Below are 16,473 nucleotides of genomic sequence, written 5' to 3' on the forward strand. Positions count from 1 at the left end.
GAACGTTCCAGCGCACATGGGCGCGGAGAACTTCCGCATCACCCGCCGGACCCCGAGGTCACGGCGAGTCGTCGACCTCCATCCGCCCCGTCCACGGGCCCCCGTCGTCCGCGGGCACGGTCACCTGCCCGCGTTGCGAACGCAGCCCGCGCACCCGCACCCCGAGCGTGTAGGTCCCCGGCAACACCGCGGCCGCGCCGATGGTGCCCTCCTCGTCCGTGCGCGCGCCGGCGAAGGGCCCGCCGTCGACCACCGCCCCGACCACGGGCAGGTCGCTGCCGCGTCGTATCACCGCCACGGTCACCGCGCGGCCGAGCGCCGGCACGCTCCCGACCAGCGTCACCGCCTCTCCGGCCACGTGTCCGGCCGAGACCGCCAGCTCGACCCCGTCCTGGACCACGCGCAGGTCGTAGCTGCCCTCGCCGAGCTCCGCGAGGCTGAACTGCCCGGCCTCGACCCGCGCCTGGTGAACCTCGTAGCCTCGCGCCTGCGCCCGCGCCAACACACGCGCGCGCGCGTAGGCCCGACCCTCGGCGTCGGTCACCGTGCCCTGCAGCGGCGTCAGCGGCGGCGCCAGCACCAATTGCCAGCCGTCCTCGTCGTCGACCGACACCTCCTTCTCGGTCGCGCGGAAGCCCGGCGCCCGGGCGATGAGCATCAGGGACGCGTAGGTCGGCACGTCGCGGGCGTCGCCCGGCTCGCAGCGCCCGCTGGCCTCGCCGCACGGGTCGCACGGCGGCTTCTCGACCCGCGCGAAGCTGAAGAAGCCCTCGCCGTCGCTGACCGTGTTGCGCGAGGTGAACGGCGGCAGCGCGCCCGGATCGTCGTCGGCCCCGCGGCGGACCCAGATCTGCGCCCCCGCGACCGCCCGGCCCTCGCCGTCGCTGACCGAACCAACCACCCGGCCCAGCGATTGCGCGACCAGCGTCACCGGCGCCCGGTTCGGCTCGAGCACCCACGGATCGCGCGGCACCATCGTCGGGTGCCGCAGCTCGGCGCAGACGATGCCGCGGCAGCCCGGCCCGCTGAAATCGCCCTCGGCCCCGAGCTCCACCACCCCGCCGTCGATCGGCGCGCTGCGGCCCGTCCCGCCGGCCAGGCAGTGCAAGATGATCCGCCCGTCGCTGACGGGGCTGCCGTCGCGGTCGACGATCCGCCCCTGCACGACCCCTCGCCCGCTGCGATCGACGTCCGCACGGCGCGCCACCCCCTGCGTCGGCGCACCGACCTCGACCGCCGCCGTCACCTGCGTCGCCGTCGGCTTGTTCTTGCGCGCCCCCGGGCGAGCGGTCGACCGCGCGCCGGTCCCGAGCCAGACGGCCAGCGCCGCCAGCAACGCCAGCAGCGCGGCCACCACCGCCGCTCGCCTCATGAAGCCGAACCCAGCCAGGGTCGCATCATCGCCTCGATCTGCGCGTGCGCGTCGGCCAGCACCGCCTCGACCACCGCGTCGATCTGCGACACCAGCGCCGGCAGAGCCGCCGGCTCGATCCCCGGCGCGCTGCGAGCGAGCCCGTAGATCTTCAGCTTCGGCTCCGTACCGCTCGGGCGCAGCACCAGCCGGCATTTCTTACCGCCCTCGCCCTCGAGCTCGAGGCTCAGCACGTCGCCCGGCAGATCGCGCGTCGGCGATCCGGTGCCGCGCGGCCGCAGCCGATCCTCGAAGTGACGCGTGGTGAGCCCGGCGAAGCCCGCGGGCGGCGACGTCCGCCACGCCTGCATCAGCGCCGCGATCGCCTGCCGCCCGGCCAGGCCCGGCGCCATGTAGTTGAGCGTCTTCTCGCGGTGGTAGCCGAAGCGGCACCAGATCGCGTCGAGCGAGTCGAGCAGCGTCTCGCCGCGCAGCTTGGCCAGCGCCGCCGCCTCGGCCAGCAGCAGCGCCGCGATCGAACCATCCTTGTCGCGGATCTCGTCGCCGCGCAGGTACCCGTGGCTCTCCTCGCAGGCGAACACGACCGTGCGATCGGGGTGCTCCGCCGCCATGCCCGCGTGGTGCTTGAAGCCGACCAGCAGATCGTCGACCGCCGTCAGCCCGCGGGCCGCGGCCATCGTCGCGATCAGCGGCGTCGTCACCAGCGTCGTCAGCACCCACCCGTCTTCGTCGAGCGTCGCGTTGGCGAGCACGTGATCGAGCATCAGCACCCCGAGGCGGTTGCCGTCGAGGGCCACGAACTTGCCGTCGCGCCCGCGCACGCACGCGCCCAGGCGGTCGGCGTCGGGGTCGGTGGCCAGGACCAGGTCGGCACCTGTCTCTTCGGCCAGCTCAATCGCCATCGCCATCGACTCCGGCGCCTCGGGGTTGGCCGAGCGGACCGTCGAGAACCTGCCGCCGTCGGGATCGCACTGGCGCTCGACCGGCAGCACCTCGATCTTCCGCGCGCGCAGGGCCGGCAGCACGCTGGTGTGACCGACCCCGTGCAGCGGGGTGAAGGCCACCTTCAGCCCCGCGGCCGACAGGTCCGCCGGCGCCACGCCTTGCGCCAGCACGTACGCGTGGTACGCCGGGTCCGCCTCGGTCGCCACGCGCTCGGGCGGCAGCACGTGGATCAACTTGCGCTGCTCCTCTTGCAGCCCCGGGAGCTCCTGCACCGCCAGGATCGCGCGCATCAGCGCCGCGTCGCGCTCGCCCAGCACCTGCGCGCCGTCAGGCCCGTAGATCTTGATGCCGTTGTCCTCCGGCGGGTTGTGGCTGGCGCTGATGACCACACCGGCCCCGCAGCCGAGCCGACGCACCAGGAACGACAGCTCGGGCGTCGGCCGCGGTGCGTCGATCAGAACCACTGTCACGCCGCCGGCGGCGCACTGCTCGGCCACCGCGTAGGCGAAGTCCCGCGAGTGCGTGCGCGTGTCGTAGACCACGGCCACCTGGGGCGTGTCGCCGGCCGCGCGCATGGCCTCCACCAGCCCCTGAGCTGTTTCGCGCACCACTACCTTATTAAAGCGGTTGGGACCGGGCCCGACCTTGCCGCGGCGCCCGCCGGTGCCGATCGGCAGCACCTGCGAATAGGCGTCGAGGATCTCCGCCACCGCCACGGCCGACCCCGCTTCGGCGGCGGCGACCAGCGCCTGCAGCGCCTCGCGCTCGGGGGTGAATCGGGGCTCGGCGAGCCAGTGGGACAGGGTGCGCTCGACATCGGCGGGGAGGCGGAGGGCGCTCAGGCTCGGGGTCACGGGCGGATCTTACCTCAGCGACATGCACGCCAGTGAAATCATCTGCGCCGCGCCTACGTTTTGTGGAACACTCAAAGGCTGCCGGTTGTCCGGGCCAGCACGTAAGGCGGGTTTATGGCGAACCAGGATCCTCGTACTCCTTCACGACCGACTGGGGCCCAGAGCCCGACGCGGTCCCTCTCCCAACGACTTCGTCCCTTCCTCCGCCGCGACCTCCGGTCGCGCACCGCCTCGGCCCTGGTCGCCGCGACCCTGATCAGCGGCCTGACATGGCTAGGGACCTCCGCGCTGACGCGCATGGACAGCCCCGCCGCTCAGGACGTGCGCGTCGCCGTCGGCCTCGAGGACGCCTGGGCCGTGTGCGACGGCCCGCAGATGCCGCGCTGCAGCTTCGACGACCGCGAGCAGGCCGTCGTCGACCGCGAGTTCGCCGCGCAGCAGCGCGTGCGGATCGCCGTGCTCACCGAGCTGCGCGCCCGCGTCGACCAGGCCGTGCGCAACCTCGACCGCGCCCAGTCGATCCTCAAGCGCGAGACCGTCGACCTGCGCGGCGACCTCCTCGGCGGGCGCAGCGACCTCCACGAGCTCCTGCTCTCGACCGTCGACCTCCGCCCGCTGACCACGCGTGACGAGGACCTGGCCCGCACCGCTGCGATCCAGGCCGCCGCCTTCGCGGTCGACGTCGACAACGGCAAGCTCGGCGAGCCCGCCGGTCCGCTGCTGCGCGAGATCGACGGCCAGCGCCGCCAGCTCGTCGCGCTCGGCGCCCGCATCGATCGCCTCGAGCGGCGCGACGGCCCCGTCGCCATCGACACCAACGGCACCGATCGCCAGGCGCTGTGGGCCGACCTCTTCAACAACGATCCGTACGGCGACGGCGGCCAGCTCGCCGGCTGGGTGCTGAGCTCGGGCGGCCTGCCGCACATCTCCAACACCCTCGTCAACCTCGCCAAGGGCGACCTGCGGACCCTCGCCGAGGCCGTGTTCAACCCCAGCGCCGCGCTGTGGCAGGGCGGCCTCGTCGACCCGATCGCCGAGTTCACCGCGCTGCAGAAGCCGTCGGTCCGCTACCGTTCGCCGGTGTCCGACAACCAGCGCGGCCAGCTGATCGGCTCCGTGCTGTTCGGCTTCGCCGCCTTCATGCTCCTGTTGGTCGGCCCGGTCGTCACCGCCACGCACACCGCCCGCGAGCGCGAGGCCGGCACCTTGCCGGTCCTGCGCATGACCGGCCTGTCCGCGGGTGACCTCGCCCTCGCCATGTCGGTCGGGCCCAACGTGTTCGCCATGGTCGCCGGCGCCCTGCTGCTGCTGCCCGCCCTGGCGCTGCTCGGCCTCACCGTCGGCTTCGGCCCGCTGCTGCTCCCGCTCGGCCTCCTCGTGCTCTTCACCGGCGCCACGCACCTCACCGCGATCGGCCTCGGCGACGCGCTCGGTCAGCGGGTCAACGCCTTGCTCGTCGGCGCCTTGATGGCCGTCGGCATCGCCGGCGCCGGCCTCTTCGGCACCGCGCTCGTCGGTGCCAACATCGCCAGCGCCGGCCTCCTCCTCGGCCCCCTGCCCACCGTGCTCGGCGCGATCCTCGGCTTCACCGGCCTGCCCGGCTCCGCCGATCTCATGACCGCCGGCGACCCCGAGCTCGGCTCCTCCTTCCTCGCCTACGCCGTCGGCACGCAGGTCATGCTCGCCACGATCTGCCTGTTCAGCTGGCGCCGCCGCGTCGAGCAGGCCTGGGCCCCGCTGTTCCGCCCGGCCGAGGGCGTCGCGCTCGCGCTCGCGTGCGTCGGCTGCTCGGGCCTCACGCTGCTCGACCTCTCGTCGCGCACCAACACCCAGACCTTCGACGGCCTCAACCTCGTCACCTTCCTCGCCAGCGCCTTCTTGCTGCCGGTGCTCGGGTGGCTGCTGGTCGCCAGCCTGCGTCGCCCGGCCCGCGCCCACGCGGTGCCGAGCCACGTCGAGGCCCGCGGCGCCTTCCTGCGCTTCCAGGGCGTGCTGGCCGTCGCCATGCTCGTGGTCGGCTTCGCCTACAGCGCGGTGATGCAGCGCAACGGCCTCGCCGGCGAGCAGAGCGAGATCATGTACGCCACGCTGACGCAGGTCCTGCTGATCGCCGAGACCGCCGTCGCCACCTTGCTGCTCGCCTCGCGCAAGCGCGACGGCAAGCTCGGCATCGCCATGATGGGCGGCGCCCTGCTGCTCCTGCAGATCGTCTTCGCCGTGCTGGTCTACCGCCTCGAGGTCGACCACGTCGCCCTCACCCACAGCGCCGGCCTGCCGTTCCTCTACGGCATGAACGCCTCGCCCTACTGGATCGCCCTCATGATCCTCACCTGGGGCGCCGGCTTCGGCCTCATCCTCACTGCCCTGCTGCGTGAGCGCGACCAGGCCCGCGCCGCCGCGGCCGACGCCGACGAGCAGGCGGACGAGGACGCCGACGACGAGCGTCGCGGCCGCTGGCTCCACTGATCCCGCGTTCGCTTGAGTCTCGGGCGGCGGCAGGGCTATAAGGCCCGGCCTCCGCCCGGAGTCTTTTAAGAACCCCCGGACCTCTCGAGTCGCCCAAAATGCCCTGGCTTTACGAGCACTACCACGACCTCTCCGCGATCGGCCTCCACGTCACCGACAAGGTCCACGAGGAGCAGAGCCCCTTCCAGCGCATCGAGGTCTACGACACCAAGGGCCACGGCCGCCTGCTCATGCTCGACGGCATGGTCATGCTGACCGAGCTCGACGAGTTCGTGTACCACGAGCTCATCAGCCACATCCCGCTGTGCATCCATCGCGACCCGCGGCGCGTGCTCGTCGTCGGCGGTGGCGACGGCGGCACCGTGCGCGAGGTGCTGCGGCACCCCGGCGTCGAGCAGGTCGTCCTGTGCGAGATCGACGAGCGAGTCACCCGCGTCTGCCAGCAGTGGATCCCCGCCGTCGCCGGGCGCCTCGAAGACCCGCGCGTCGAGCTCGTGTTCGCCGACGCCGTCGAGTACGTCCGCAACCATCCTGACAGCTTCGACGCCATCCTCGTCGACAGCTCCGAGCCGATCGGTCCCGCCGCCGGCCTGTTCGGCGGGGCCTTCTTCGCCGACCTGCGCCGCGCCTTGCGTCCGGGCGGCATCATCAGCGCCCAGACCGAGTCGCCGTTTTACGCCGCCGACACCGTGCGCGGCGTCTTCAAGGAGCTGCGGGGCGTCTTCGCCGGCGTGCACGCCTACTACGGCAGCATCCCCACCTACCCGAGCGGCTGCTGGACCTTCGCCCTCGCCGGTGACGACCTCCGCCTCGGCGATCTCGACGCCACCCGCCTCGCCGCCGTCGCTGGCCGCTACGTCGGCCCGAGCCTCGGCCTCGGCGCCTTCGCCTTGCCCGAGTTCGTGCGTCGCCTCGTTGAGGGCGACTGACACCAGCGAAAACGGGTGATCACACACACGCAGCGCGCGCCGCATCGCTGCAGAGGCCGTCTGGTACCGTCGCCACGATGGCCCCTCAAAACGCGCGCACCCGTCTTTCCTGCCTCGTCCTGACGCTGCTCCTCGTGCCTGGATCGGCACTCGCGGACGGGCCTGACGACGTCGCCGCCGCCATCCCGATCACCTCGCCGTTCCACCAGCCGCTGGTGTTCGGCGCCGACCTCGAGCAGCCGCCGCTGCCCGCCGGCGAGTGGATCGTGTTCACCAACTTCGACGGCGCCGACATGAACTTCTGCGGCTGGGGCAACAACGACCCGCAGGACAACTGCTCGACGATCTTCGACGGTCAGGTCCTGCCGTTCGGCGGCGACGCTGGCCGGCGCGCCGCCGTCGTCCAGGTCATGCGCAACGACCTCGGCAAGTTCAACATCCACGTCACCGACGTCCGCCCGGCCAGCGGCGACTACGACATGGAGATGATCGGCGACTGGAACCCTGCTCCGGGCGGCGGCTTCGCCGGCGTCGCGCCGAGCATCGACTGCTTCAACAGCGACGGCGGCGAGGTCAGCTTCACCCTCGACTACACCAGCTCGCCGACCGGCATCGCCAAGGCCGTGTTGCAGGAGATCGCCCACACCTGGGGCCTCGAGCACGTCGAGTCGAAGTCCGACCTGCTCTACCCGACCACCCAGAGCGTGCCTGACCCGACCTACGTCGACGAGTGCTTCCGGATCGTCCGCCTCGACGACAACAACCAGCCGGTGCCCGAGAACAACATCGAGTGTCCCAACCAGCACTCGCAGTTCTGCAACGGCAGCACCTTCCAGAACAGCTACCAGGAGCTGATGCAGATCTTCGGGCCCGGGTCGCCCGACCTCACCGCGCCGACGATCGACATCACTGCCCCGGCCGAGGGCGCCGAGCTCGACGGCAAGTTCGACCTCACGCTCACTGCCGCCGACAACCAGTCGCCGCAGCAGCTCACGCTCACCCTCAAGATCGACGGCCCGAGCGCCACCGAGACCGACCCGACCGCCTGGCCCAGCCCCTCCGATCTGACCTTCCCGATCTCCGGCCTCGCGCCCGGCGAGTACACCGTCACCGCCACCGTCCACGACGAGGACAAGAACGAGGCGATCGACACCGTACACTTCACCATCAAGGGCGAGCCCGTCCCCGGCACCACCGGCGAGCCCGACACCACCGGCGAGCCTGCCACCACCACGGGCGACGACAGCACCACCGGCGAAGCCCCCGACACCACCGGCGACGCGCCGACTACGAGCGACGGCAGCGGCGACCCGACCACCGGCGTCACCAGCGCGACTGGCGGCACCGACTCGGCCACCACCGGCGACCAGAGCGGCGGCGATGACGGCTGCGCCTGCCGATCGGACCTCGCTCCGACCTCCGGCGCGCCCGCCCTGCTGCTCCTCCTCGGCCTCGCCCGCCGTCGCCGCCCCCGCTCGTAGCCCCTGCGCCCGCGCGCCAAACCGCGTACCCTGACCGCCCGTGGACTTCGCCCTCGCCCCCGCCCTGCTCGCCGCGCTCGTCGGCGATCCGGGCGTGGCCGCGACCGCGGCGACCGCCGTCCGTCTACCTGTCCCGGTGGACATGTCTCAAAAGGCCAAGACCGGGACCGCCGAATCACATGTCCCCGCGGACATGTCCCAAAGCGCATCCGGAAGCCCCGCCCCCGAATCACATGTCCCCGCGGACATGTCCCCAGAAGCAGCCGGTAGAGACGCCGCCACCTCCTCACATGTCCCCGCGGACATGTCCCAAAACGCAGCCGGCAAAGCCGCCGCGCCCCCCGGCGGAGCACCTGCCCCCACGGACCTGTCCCCAAGCACAGCCGACCAGGAGACCCAGCTCGCGCTCCGCCCTCGCGCCTCCCGACCCGCCGCCGAGCCGCTGCGCCCCGGCGGCACCCCGCCGCTCGCCGCCCGCGGCCCCGACGCTCTCCCTGTCGAGCCCGGCACTCCGCACACCCTGTTCATCAACTTCGACGGCGCCGTCCTGCGGCGCGGCTGCGGCAACGACTCGCGCCACGACTGCAGCACCCTCGCCGACATGTTCGACGGCTACATCGGCCCGTTCGTCGGCACCGAGGCGCGGCGGGTCGCCATCATCGAGTCGGTGCGCAAGGACCTGCGAGAGATCGGCGTGCGCACCACCTGGCGGCGCCCGCCCGACGATCCCGGCTACACCATGGTCCTCTACGGCGACATCGGCGCCCAGGACTTCGCCGGCATCGCCCCCTACATCGACTGCGGCAACCTGTGGGCCAACGACACCTGCTTCGCCGGCGCCTTCAAGGGCTCCAACACCGGCGCCACCATCGTCTTGCAGGAAGCTGCGCACACCTGGGGCCTCGAGCACGTCAACAGCCCGTTCGACAACCTGCACCCGTTCGTCGAGGCGCCGACCCCGTACTTCCAGGATCAGTGCAACAAGATCGTCGCCAACACCGACCTCGTCGAGACCTCCGGCGTCTGCAACCTCGTGCACGAGATGTTCTGCGAGACCGGCTACCAGAACAGCTTCCAGGAGCTGCTCTATCTGTTCGGCCCGGCCCAGCCCGACATCACCGCCCCGACTCTGAAGCTCACCAGCCCGGCCGACGGCTCGTACCACGTGCTGCCGGTCGACCTGTCGCTCTACGGGGAGGTCGTCGACGATCTCGAGCCGCAGTTCTACGCCGTGGAGATCCAGCAAGCCGGTCAGACGCTGTTCAGCGACGAGGCGATTCGCGTCGACCTGCGGCTCAAGAACCCGCCGCCGGGCGAGTATGATCTGCTCGTCACCGTGCGCGACGAGGGCGGCAACGCCGGCAGCGATCGCGTGCGCTTCACGATCCTCCCCGAGGGCAGCGAAGACCCCGACAGCACCACCGGCGACGGCGACACCGGCAGCACCGGCGACACCGACGACACCAGCACCGGCGGCCTGTCCGAGACGCAAGGCTGCGACCTCGCCGTCGCCGCGGGAGGCCCTGCCTGGCTCCTCGGGCTCGCGCTCGTGCGTCGGCGCCGGCGATCACCCGCGGCCCGCCGCACCGCGCTGGCAACCCCGACCGCGCCGCGCTAAAGGAGACCCCGTGACGCACCGCCTGCGCCTCGCCCCGTTCGCCCTCGTGCTCCTCGTCGCCTGTCCGCAAGCACAGGCGCCCGCGCCGACCCCGACCGTCGACGGCGCGCACCCGACCCCCGACGACCCGCGCGTCGTCGAGGTCGCCGGCGACCTCTACGCCGCCCAGAGCGCCCCCGTGACCACCCAGCCGCCCGAGGTCCCGCCCGCCAAGTCGCCCGGCACCGGCCGCCCCGACGAGACCAACGGCGTGTGCCGCCTCTACGCCCCCGAGCTGCCCGACCCCGCCTGCTGCGAGCACACCCTCGGCTTCGACAGCAAGGCCGCCGCCGAGATCTGCGGCCTGCAGGTCTACCTCGGCGAGTCGTTCCACAACAGCTGCGGCTTCTACTTCGTGCCCGAGCCCAACAGCCCCGCCCAGTGGTTCCGGATCGCCACCATCCTCGGCGACACCCCGCAGAAGGCCGCCGAGGACAACCTCTACACCATGCGCCGCACCGACCCGAACGTCACGGTCGAGCCCGTGCCCGACGTCCCCGGCGCCTTCTGGACCCGGCAAAACGAGTACCGCTGGGCCTTCCTGCCCGGCTGGTCGACGGTCCGCATGTTCGCCTGGAAGACCAGCAGCTGCAGCGACGAAAAGATCGGCGGCCTGCTGCGCCTCATCATCGCCGCCCCCGAGCAGGTCTCCGCGCCCCGCCGCGCCGGCCTGTTCCCGGTCGACGCCCCGCCACCGCCCGCGCCTGCCCCCTGAGACATGTCCTGAGGGACAGGCGCCATCGCCACGACATGTCCCGAAGGACACGTCATCCGCGGCGCCTCAGCCCGCGCGCCAGCCGTCGAATCGCGTCGGCCCCGCGATCCCGCGCGCGGCCGCCAGCGCTCGCTTGCCGAGCGCGTATACGCGGAAGAACAGCTCGAGCCCGCCTCGCTGCGCCCGCGTCAGCGGCCCGGCGCTGAAGATCACCTTCGGGTCTTCCTGGCCCACGTCGATGAAGCCCACGATCGCCACCACTGCCAGCTCGACCTCCGCCCCCGCTGGCAGGCGGCGCCCCAGCACCACCGCGTCGAGCGGATCGCCGTCGCCCGACATGACCCCCGGGACATGTCCGTAGTTGTAAGGGCACGGCAGCGGCGACACGAAGTCGATACTGCCGTCGCTGCGGCGCTTGACGAAGCTGAGGCGCGGGTACTCGATCGTCACCCGGCGGCGCGCCCCGATCTCCGGCAGGTCCATCGCCGACATCTACGCCAGCCTCGCCGCGCCCGCAACGGCGCGGTCCCCGTCCACCTGTCCCCAAGGACACGCGAGAATCGCCGCGGAGTTCGCCCGGCTCCGCCCATCGTCCCGTGACCACCGCGCCGACGTCGATCCCGGCGAGCCCATGCGGCAGACGAAGCGCTCAGCCGCCTCGGCCTCGCCTCGACGCTCGCTCAGAACTGCCCGAACGCCGTGATCCCGGCCCCACCGGCTCCGAACGTCGGCGCCGCGCGAGCCGCTCGCCGCTTGCGCTCCTGCACCCGGTCCGCGAACAGCAGGCTCGCCCCTGCCAGCAGGATCCCCGCACCCGCAGCCAGCGTCAGATAGCCCGCGTCGTGGTAGCTCGCCAGCGCCGCGTCCGAGCAGTCCGGCGTCGCCGTCGTGCACTCCGCGCGATACAGCAGCAGCCCCACCCCGACCGCCGAAGTCACCGCACCGCCGACCGACACCCCGAAGCCCGCCGCCAGCAGCTCGAGCGACGGCTCCGACGGCGCCGCCCAGCTCGTCTGTCCCCGCCACTGACTCGGGCGCGGCGGCGGCAGCCGCTTCAGCGCCGGCGTCGGCGTCGGCGCGCTCGTCGGCGCAACCTCGCTCACCTCGTTCGCCTCGCTCGGCTTCGGGCTCACGAGCGGCGGTGGATCGGCGCACACGTCCCGCCCCGCGGTCTGGCTGATCGCGCGCAGCTGTTGATCGATCCGGTCGGCCAGCCCCAGCGCCCGGCGTCGCAGCCGGATCGCCTCGGCCTTCTGCGGCCGCTCGAGATAGTCGCGCACCACTCCCGCCGCGCGGCACATCGAGCTCGTCTCGCCGTCGCGCGCATGAGCCTGCTCGTACGCCGCCACCGTGTCGCCGAGCACATTGAAGAGATCGCGGCTCGCTCGCCCGTCGAGCTCCGTCAGCCCGACATAGATCCGCTCGAAGCACGCCCCTGCCTCGCCGCTGCGGCCCTCCTTGCGCAGCGCCTGACAGCCCTCGTGATCGCGTCGCAGCGCCTCCGTGGCCGGGTTCGCCGCCGCGACCGGACCGCTCGCCAGCGCCACCGCGCACGCCAGCGCCGTCGTCCTGCGCCTCGCCATCCCTGCAGTATCGGCCACTTCGGCCTCGCGGACAGCGGTCGCTTCCGCGCCTTCAGGATGCGCCGGCGCCGCCGCGCACACCTTTATACTCGCCGCATGGCGGGCGACGACATCGACGGCACCGGCCCCACGCAGGCCAACCCTGCGGGTGACGCCCCGACCGACCTCGCCTCTGGCGTCACCCGTCGCGCCGACGCCCCTGACTCGCTGCTCGGGGGCGTGCTCGCCGGTCGCTACCGCATCGATCGCCGCCTCGGATCTGGCGGCATGGGGGCCGTCTACGCCGGCACCCACCTCCTGCTCGATCGCCCGATCGCCGTCAAGATCATCAAGCCGCGCTTCGGCGACGACCCTGGCATCGCCCAGCGCTTCATTCAGGAGGCGCGCGCCGCCTCGGGCATCGGCCACCCTCACGTCGTCGAGATCACCGACTTCGGCGAGACCGAGGGCGGCACCGCCTACTTCGTCATGGAGCGGCTCGAGGGTGAAGACCTCGCCGACACCGTCACGCGCGAGGGCCCGCTCGCCTGGCCGCGCGTCGTCCACATCAGCGAGCAGATCGCCCGGGCCCTCGCCGCTGCGCACAAGCACGGCGTCGTCCACCGCGACATCAAGCCTGCCAACTGCTTTCGCCTCACCCGCGACGACGACCCCGACTACATCAAGGTCCTCGACTTCGGCCTCGCCAAGGTCGTCGGCAGCGCCTCGCGGGCCGAGCAGGACGCCTCGCTGACCCAGACCGGCGCCCTGCTCGGCACCCCCGGTTACATCGCCCCCGAGCTCTACCGCGGCCTGTCGGCCGACCACCGCGTCGACATCTACGCTCTCGGCGCCCTCATGCACAAGCTCCTCACCGGCGAGCTGCCGCCGATGCGACTCGGCAGCGACGGCCCCTCCGAGCTCTCGCTGGCCGCCGTGCCACCTGGCCTTCAGGCCATCTTGCGTCGCGCCCTCGCCGACGAGCCCGCCGCCCGTTACCCGACCGCCCAGGCGCTCGCCGTCGACCTGCGCCACCTGGCCGCAGGGACAGGTGTCAGCCTCGACCCTGGCTCCGAGCCGCCGGCCGCCAGCGGCCCGCTCCTGGCCGTCACCCACGACGCCCGCGGCATCTCCTTCACCATCGGCGCGCCGCTGCTCGGCGCCCTCGTGCTCGGCCTCGGCCTGTTCGCCTTCTTCAGCTTGCGCGCCGGCTCGCTCCCTCCCGCCGATCCTGCCGGCGTCCCCGTCGAGCCCGCGCGCATCACCGCCGAACCCGGCCCGCCCGTCATCGCCGCCGCCGCAGCGCCACCGACCTCGCCCTCCGAGCCGCCGACCGTCGAGCCGCCCACCCCAGCCTCGCCCGACGTCCTCGGGCCGAACACCCACGAGCCCGCGTCACCCGGCGAAACCACCGCGCCCGCCACCACCTCCGGCGCCGACGAGCCCGAACCACGCGCCGCCCTCCCGAAGGGCAGCCCCGCAGCTGTCCAAAAGGCCATCCGCCGCCGCTGCGCCGGCACCTTCGGCTACACCGTCAAGCTGCAGTGGAAGGCCGACGCCGACGGTCATCTGATCCCCGGCTCGGTCAAGGTCCTGGGCACGCCCCAGCACAACGACGCCGAGAGCTGCGCCCTGCGTCAGCTCGTCCGCAGCGAGCTCGCCTGGACCCCGGGCGAGACCTACGCCCACGCCTTCAAGAGCGGCTGACCTGTCCGCTCAAGGGCGAGGCTGCCCGAAGGGACAGGTCAGCGCAGCACCCGAAGACATCGAGCTGCATCCTTCACCTGTCCCTGAGACCAGGCTCGGCCTCACTCCCTGGTTGACCCCTCGCCTGTCTCACAGACCACTCGCGCGCTCACGGCCTCGCTCGCCACAGCGCCCGCCCCACCAGCCCCGCCATCACCAGCCCGATCGCCGCCACCACGGCGAAGCCGATCAGCAGCCCCGGGTGCCCCGCGCGTGCCAGTCGCACCGCCCCGAGCATCAGCACATCTGGTTGCAGCGACCCGAACCCCACGATCGGGCTCGCCCACCCCGCGAAGTGTGAAGTCTCGAGCACGTGCCCGGCCGAGCGGGGGTCGTTCGTCAGCGCGATCATCCACTCGAAGATCGATCGCGTCGCCAGCCACCCCGTCAGCGCCGCGCTGGCGGTCAGCCCCGACCAGACCCACCGACGCACCCGCACCGACCGCCGCGGCAGGTCTTCGATCAGCGCCGCCAACCCGATCATCACCAGCGGGATCGCCGGCACCAGGTGACGCGGTCCCAGGCTCCATCCGCCGTACCAGTCGGTGCGCGCCGACACCACCAGCCAGCGCGTCGCCAGCAGCGACAGCGCCAGCCACGTCGCCGCCGGCGCCCGTCGCAGCGCAGCCCGCATACCGAACAGCCCCAGCGTCGCCGCCGGCGCGTACAGCCACAGGCTCCGGCCTGGCGCCAGCATCTGCGCCCACAGCCCCGTCCACGGATTGGTCCACGCGCTGTAGTGGCCGAACCTGCCGGTCTCGAGTGCATCGCCGAAGCGCAGCCACTGCCCGAGCAGCAGCAGCCCGAGGCCGAGCCCTGCCAGCAGCGCCGCGCCGATCAGCCCGCGCCGCGCCGGCGCCAGCGCTTTGAGACATGCCCCAAGAGACATGCCCTTTCCATCATGCCCCTTCGAACCTGTCCAAAAGGGCACCAGCGCGTACGCCGCCAGCCACGGCCACGCCACCAGGTTGAGCACGTGGACGTGGACCGCGAAGCCGGCCGCCGCCCCGGCCAGCCACAGTCGGCAATCGGCCGCCCGCGGTCGGCCGGCCCGCAGCGCCTGCGCCTGAGCGATCGCCACGGCCGCCGCCAGCAGCACCATTGCCGAGAGCGGCTCGCTGAGGAACGTGCGCGTATACGGCCACGCCGCCGTGCCGGTCGCGTACGCCAGCCCCGTCCACAGCGCCGCTCTCGGCGACAGCCCGACCCATGCCAGCCAGCGGACCAGCAGCCACGCCGTCGCCGCCGTCACCAGGCAGTTCGTCAGGCTGACCACCAGGTGCAGCCAGTCGGCCCGCGGCTCGCGCGCGTGGAACGTGAAGTGGTCGGAGCGGACCGCGCGCGTCCACGCGAACGGCACCCGCGGCGGCGCGGTCGCGCGGCCCAGCGCGTACATCGGCGCCGCCACCAGCGACAGCCCGTGGCCGAACAGCCCGTAGCGGCGGCCCTCCGGCCCCTCGGCCCAGCCGAACGTCCCTGGCGGGCGTCCTGGCGGTTCACCGGTGCGGTGGGCGATGCCGGCGATGGTCAGCGAGCCGCGCTCGACCAGGCTCGCCGTCGTCTGGAACACGATCTCGTCGTCGGGGAACTGGATGCGCCCCGGCGCGGTGCACAAAAATAGCGCGGCGCAGGCCGCAAAGAGAGCGGCTGCGCCGGGCGTACGCGGATTTGGGGTTGTCGGGTCCAGGGCCGAGCCGGTCGGCGAGCGCAGCGGCTAGCCGGAGGTGCCGCTGGAGCTGTTGCCCATGCACAGCGAGGTGTCGAACGTGCAGGTCACCGGGTCGCAGCCGAGCTGGCCGCCGGCGTTGCCGAGCGACTCGCAGGTGAACCCGTTGAGGTTGCCGCCGTCGCACTGCTCGTTCGGATCGATGTTGCCGTTGCCACAGCCGGCGGGGTCGGTCGTCTGCGTGGTCGTCGTGGTCGACGTCGAGGTGTCGGGATCACCGGTGGTGGTGGTGTCCGGCAGCGTGGTCGACGTCGGCCCGTTGGTGGTCGGCGTCACCGTCGTGCTGGTCGTGTCCGGGCCGGTCGTCGGGTCGCCGGTGGTGGTGCTCGTGCCCGGGGCGCCGGTCGAGGTGTCCGTGCCGCTCGACGTGTCCGTCGTCTGGTTCGTGTTGCTGTTGGTGTTGGGGTTGTTGGTACTGAAACCGCCCGCACCACCATCGTCCCCGCAAGCGGGAGCGAGACACAGCAAGGAAACGGAGCAAGCGAGCGTACGCCAGGCGGTCATGGCGCCTTTATCCCCAAGGCGCAGCCCGAGGGTCAAGAGAAAAGCGAGCACGACCTCAGAGGCCGTCCGAGCCGGCCCAGAGACCTGCATCACGGGTTTTAGCGACATGCAGGCCAGTGGAGCCGCGAGCACCCACGCGTCGTCACTGGCACTCGCGCGGTACTTCAAGGACGACCGAGTTGGTGAGTGAGCATTGAAAAATCAGTCCGCGAAGCGAGACGGCCACGCGGGTCGGCGGCACCACCTTCTGGGCCACCTTCATCGCCGGCCCACGACCGGACCGCGGGCCAATCACCACATGAACTTTGGGACAGCCAAACCGACGCCGACGGGCCCAGCGAGCACCCGGACATCCGACCGTGACGGACGGGCGAGCCACGGCTCGGCCCGCCCGCTCGCAACCCCTTGTTCGTCGCATACCCCGCCATGAGTCCGCTGCCGCCCGCGGCGAGGCCCGCCCTCGCGGCCTTCGGGTCCGATTATACCGTATATTTTTAGATCTATTATGACGAAGAC

The 16,473-nt window shown here is 72.2% G+C and carries 12 protein-coding genes; 6 read left to right on the plus strand and 6 right to left on the minus strand.

The window, feature by feature from the left end; translation table 11 throughout:
- Positions 1-58: 58 nt before the first annotated feature.
- Together POL25_RS01175 and POL25_RS01180 are read right to left on the minus strand one after the other, a co-directional pair.
- A complete protein-coding gene (locus POL25_RS01175) occupies positions 59-1,372 on the minus strand; it encodes a carboxypeptidase-like regulatory domain-containing protein (RefSeq protein WP_272083858.1) in 1,314 nt (437 codons plus the stop codon).
- Positions 1,369-3,171, minus strand: a complete 1,803-nt coding sequence (locus tag POL25_RS01180; RefSeq protein WP_272083859.1) for a phospho-sugar mutase — start codon at positions 3,169-3,171, stop codon at positions 1,369-1,371. Before POL25_RS01180 ends, POL25_RS01175 begins: the two co-directional genes overlap by 4 nt.
- A 297-nt stretch (positions 3,172-3,468) precedes the next feature.
- Here POL25_RS01180 and POL25_RS01185 point away from each other — a divergent pair, with 297 nt between their 5' ends.
- The 5 genes from POL25_RS01185 to POL25_RS01205 all read left to right on the plus strand — a co-directional run bounded on the left by POL25_RS01185 (position 3,469) and on the right by POL25_RS01205 (position 10,419).
- Entirely contained in the window at positions 3,469-5,637 is a 2,169-nt protein-coding gene (locus POL25_RS01185) for a hypothetical protein (RefSeq protein ID WP_272083861.1), read from the plus strand.
- A gap of 98 nt (positions 5,638-5,735) precedes the next feature.
- On the plus strand, positions 5,736-6,566 hold the full coding sequence (gene speE, locus POL25_RS01190; RefSeq protein WP_272083863.1) for a polyamine aminopropyltransferase: 831 nt from the start codon (positions 5,736-5,738) through the stop codon (positions 6,564-6,566).
- Between the two features lie 77 nt (positions 6,567-6,643).
- The gene (locus tag POL25_RS01195) at positions 6,644-8,047 is read left to right on the plus strand and encodes an Ig-like domain-containing protein (protein ID WP_272083864.1); all 1,404 of its coding nucleotides are present in this window, start codon (positions 6,644-6,646) and stop codon (positions 8,045-8,047) included.
- Between the two features lie 40 nt (positions 8,048-8,087).
- On the plus strand, positions 8,088-9,665 hold the full coding sequence (locus POL25_RS01200) for a hypothetical protein (RefSeq protein WP_272083866.1): 1,578 nt from the start codon (positions 8,088-8,090) through the stop codon (positions 9,663-9,665).
- A 10-nt stretch (positions 9,666-9,675) separates the two neighbouring features.
- Complete coding sequence (locus POL25_RS01205) at positions 9,676-10,419, plus strand: hypothetical protein (protein ID WP_272083867.1); 744 nt, start codon at positions 9,676-9,678, stop codon at positions 10,417-10,419.
- A 66-nt stretch (positions 10,420-10,485) separates the two neighbouring features.
- Here the strand turns inward: POL25_RS01205 and POL25_RS01210 are convergent, their stop codons facing one another.
- Both POL25_RS01210 and POL25_RS01215 read right to left on the minus strand, forming a co-directional pair.
- A complete protein-coding gene (locus tag POL25_RS01210) occupies positions 10,486-10,911 on the minus strand; it encodes an inorganic diphosphatase (protein ID WP_276593659.1) in 426 nt (141 codons plus the stop codon).
- Between the two features lie 188 nt (positions 10,912-11,099).
- Positions 11,100-12,002 carry a hypothetical protein gene (locus POL25_RS01215; protein WP_272083868.1) on the minus strand — a complete coding sequence of 301 codons (903 nt, stop codon included), beginning with the start codon at positions 12,000-12,002 and terminating at the stop codon, positions 11,100-11,102.
- A gap of 96 nt (positions 12,003-12,098) precedes the next feature.
- Between POL25_RS01215 and POL25_RS01220 the strand changes: the two genes are divergently transcribed.
- Complete coding sequence (locus POL25_RS01220; protein WP_272083870.1) at positions 12,099-13,688, plus strand: serine/threonine-protein kinase; 1,590 nt, start codon at positions 12,099-12,101, stop codon at positions 13,686-13,688.
- Positions 13,689-13,836: 148 nt separating this feature from the next.
- On the opposite strand, the gene POL25_RS01225 is transcribed toward POL25_RS01220, so the two are convergent.
- Positions 13,837-15,342, minus strand: a complete 1,506-nt coding sequence (locus POL25_RS01225; protein WP_272083873.1) for a hypothetical protein — start codon at positions 15,340-15,342, stop codon at positions 13,837-13,839.
- Between the two features lie 99 nt (positions 15,343-15,441).
- Positions 15,442-15,957: a hypothetical protein gene (locus POL25_RS01230; protein ID WP_272083875.1), complete on the minus strand. Its 516-nt coding sequence runs from the start codon at positions 15,955-15,957 to the stop codon at positions 15,442-15,444.
- Between the last annotated feature and the right edge of the window lie 516 nt (positions 15,958-16,473).

This window comes from Nannocystis bainbridge (assembly GCF_028368995.1).
Classification (GTDB): Bacteria; Myxococcota_A; Polyangia; order Nannocystales; family Nannocystaceae; genus Nannocystis; species Nannocystis bainbridge.

Bases quoted from the DNA above. Each gene is read 5' to 3' on its own strand.
- POL25_RS01230 (WP_272083875.1), bottom strand. From the start codon at position 15,957: ATGACCGCCTGGCGTACGCTCGCTTGCTCCGTTTCCTTGCTGTGTCTC.
- POL25_RS01195 (WP_272083864.1), top strand. From the start codon at position 6,644: ATGGCCCCTCAAAACGCGCGCACCCGTCTTTCCTGCCTCGTCCTGACG.
- POL25_RS01215 (WP_272083868.1), bottom strand. From the start codon at position 12,002: ATGGCGAGGCGCAGGACGACGGCGCTGGCGTGCGCGGTGGCGCTGGCG.
- POL25_RS01220 (WP_272083870.1), top strand. From the start codon at position 12,099: ATGGCGGGCGACGACATCGACGGCACCGGCCCCACGCAGGCCAACCCT.
- POL25_RS01210 (WP_276593659.1), bottom strand. From the start codon at position 10,911: ATGTCGGCGATGGACCTGCCGGAGATCGGGGCGCGCCGCCGGGTGACG.
- POL25_RS01175 (WP_272083858.1), bottom strand. From the start codon at position 1,372: ATGAGGCGAGCGGCGGTGGTGGCCGCGCTGCTGGCGTTGCTGGCGGCG.
- POL25_RS01185 (WP_272083861.1), top strand. From the start codon at position 3,469: ATGGACAGCCCCGCCGCTCAGGACGTGCGCGTCGCCGTCGGCCTCGAG.
- speE (WP_272083863.1), top strand. From the start codon at position 5,736: ATGCCCTGGCTTTACGAGCACTACCACGACCTCTCCGCGATCGGCCTC.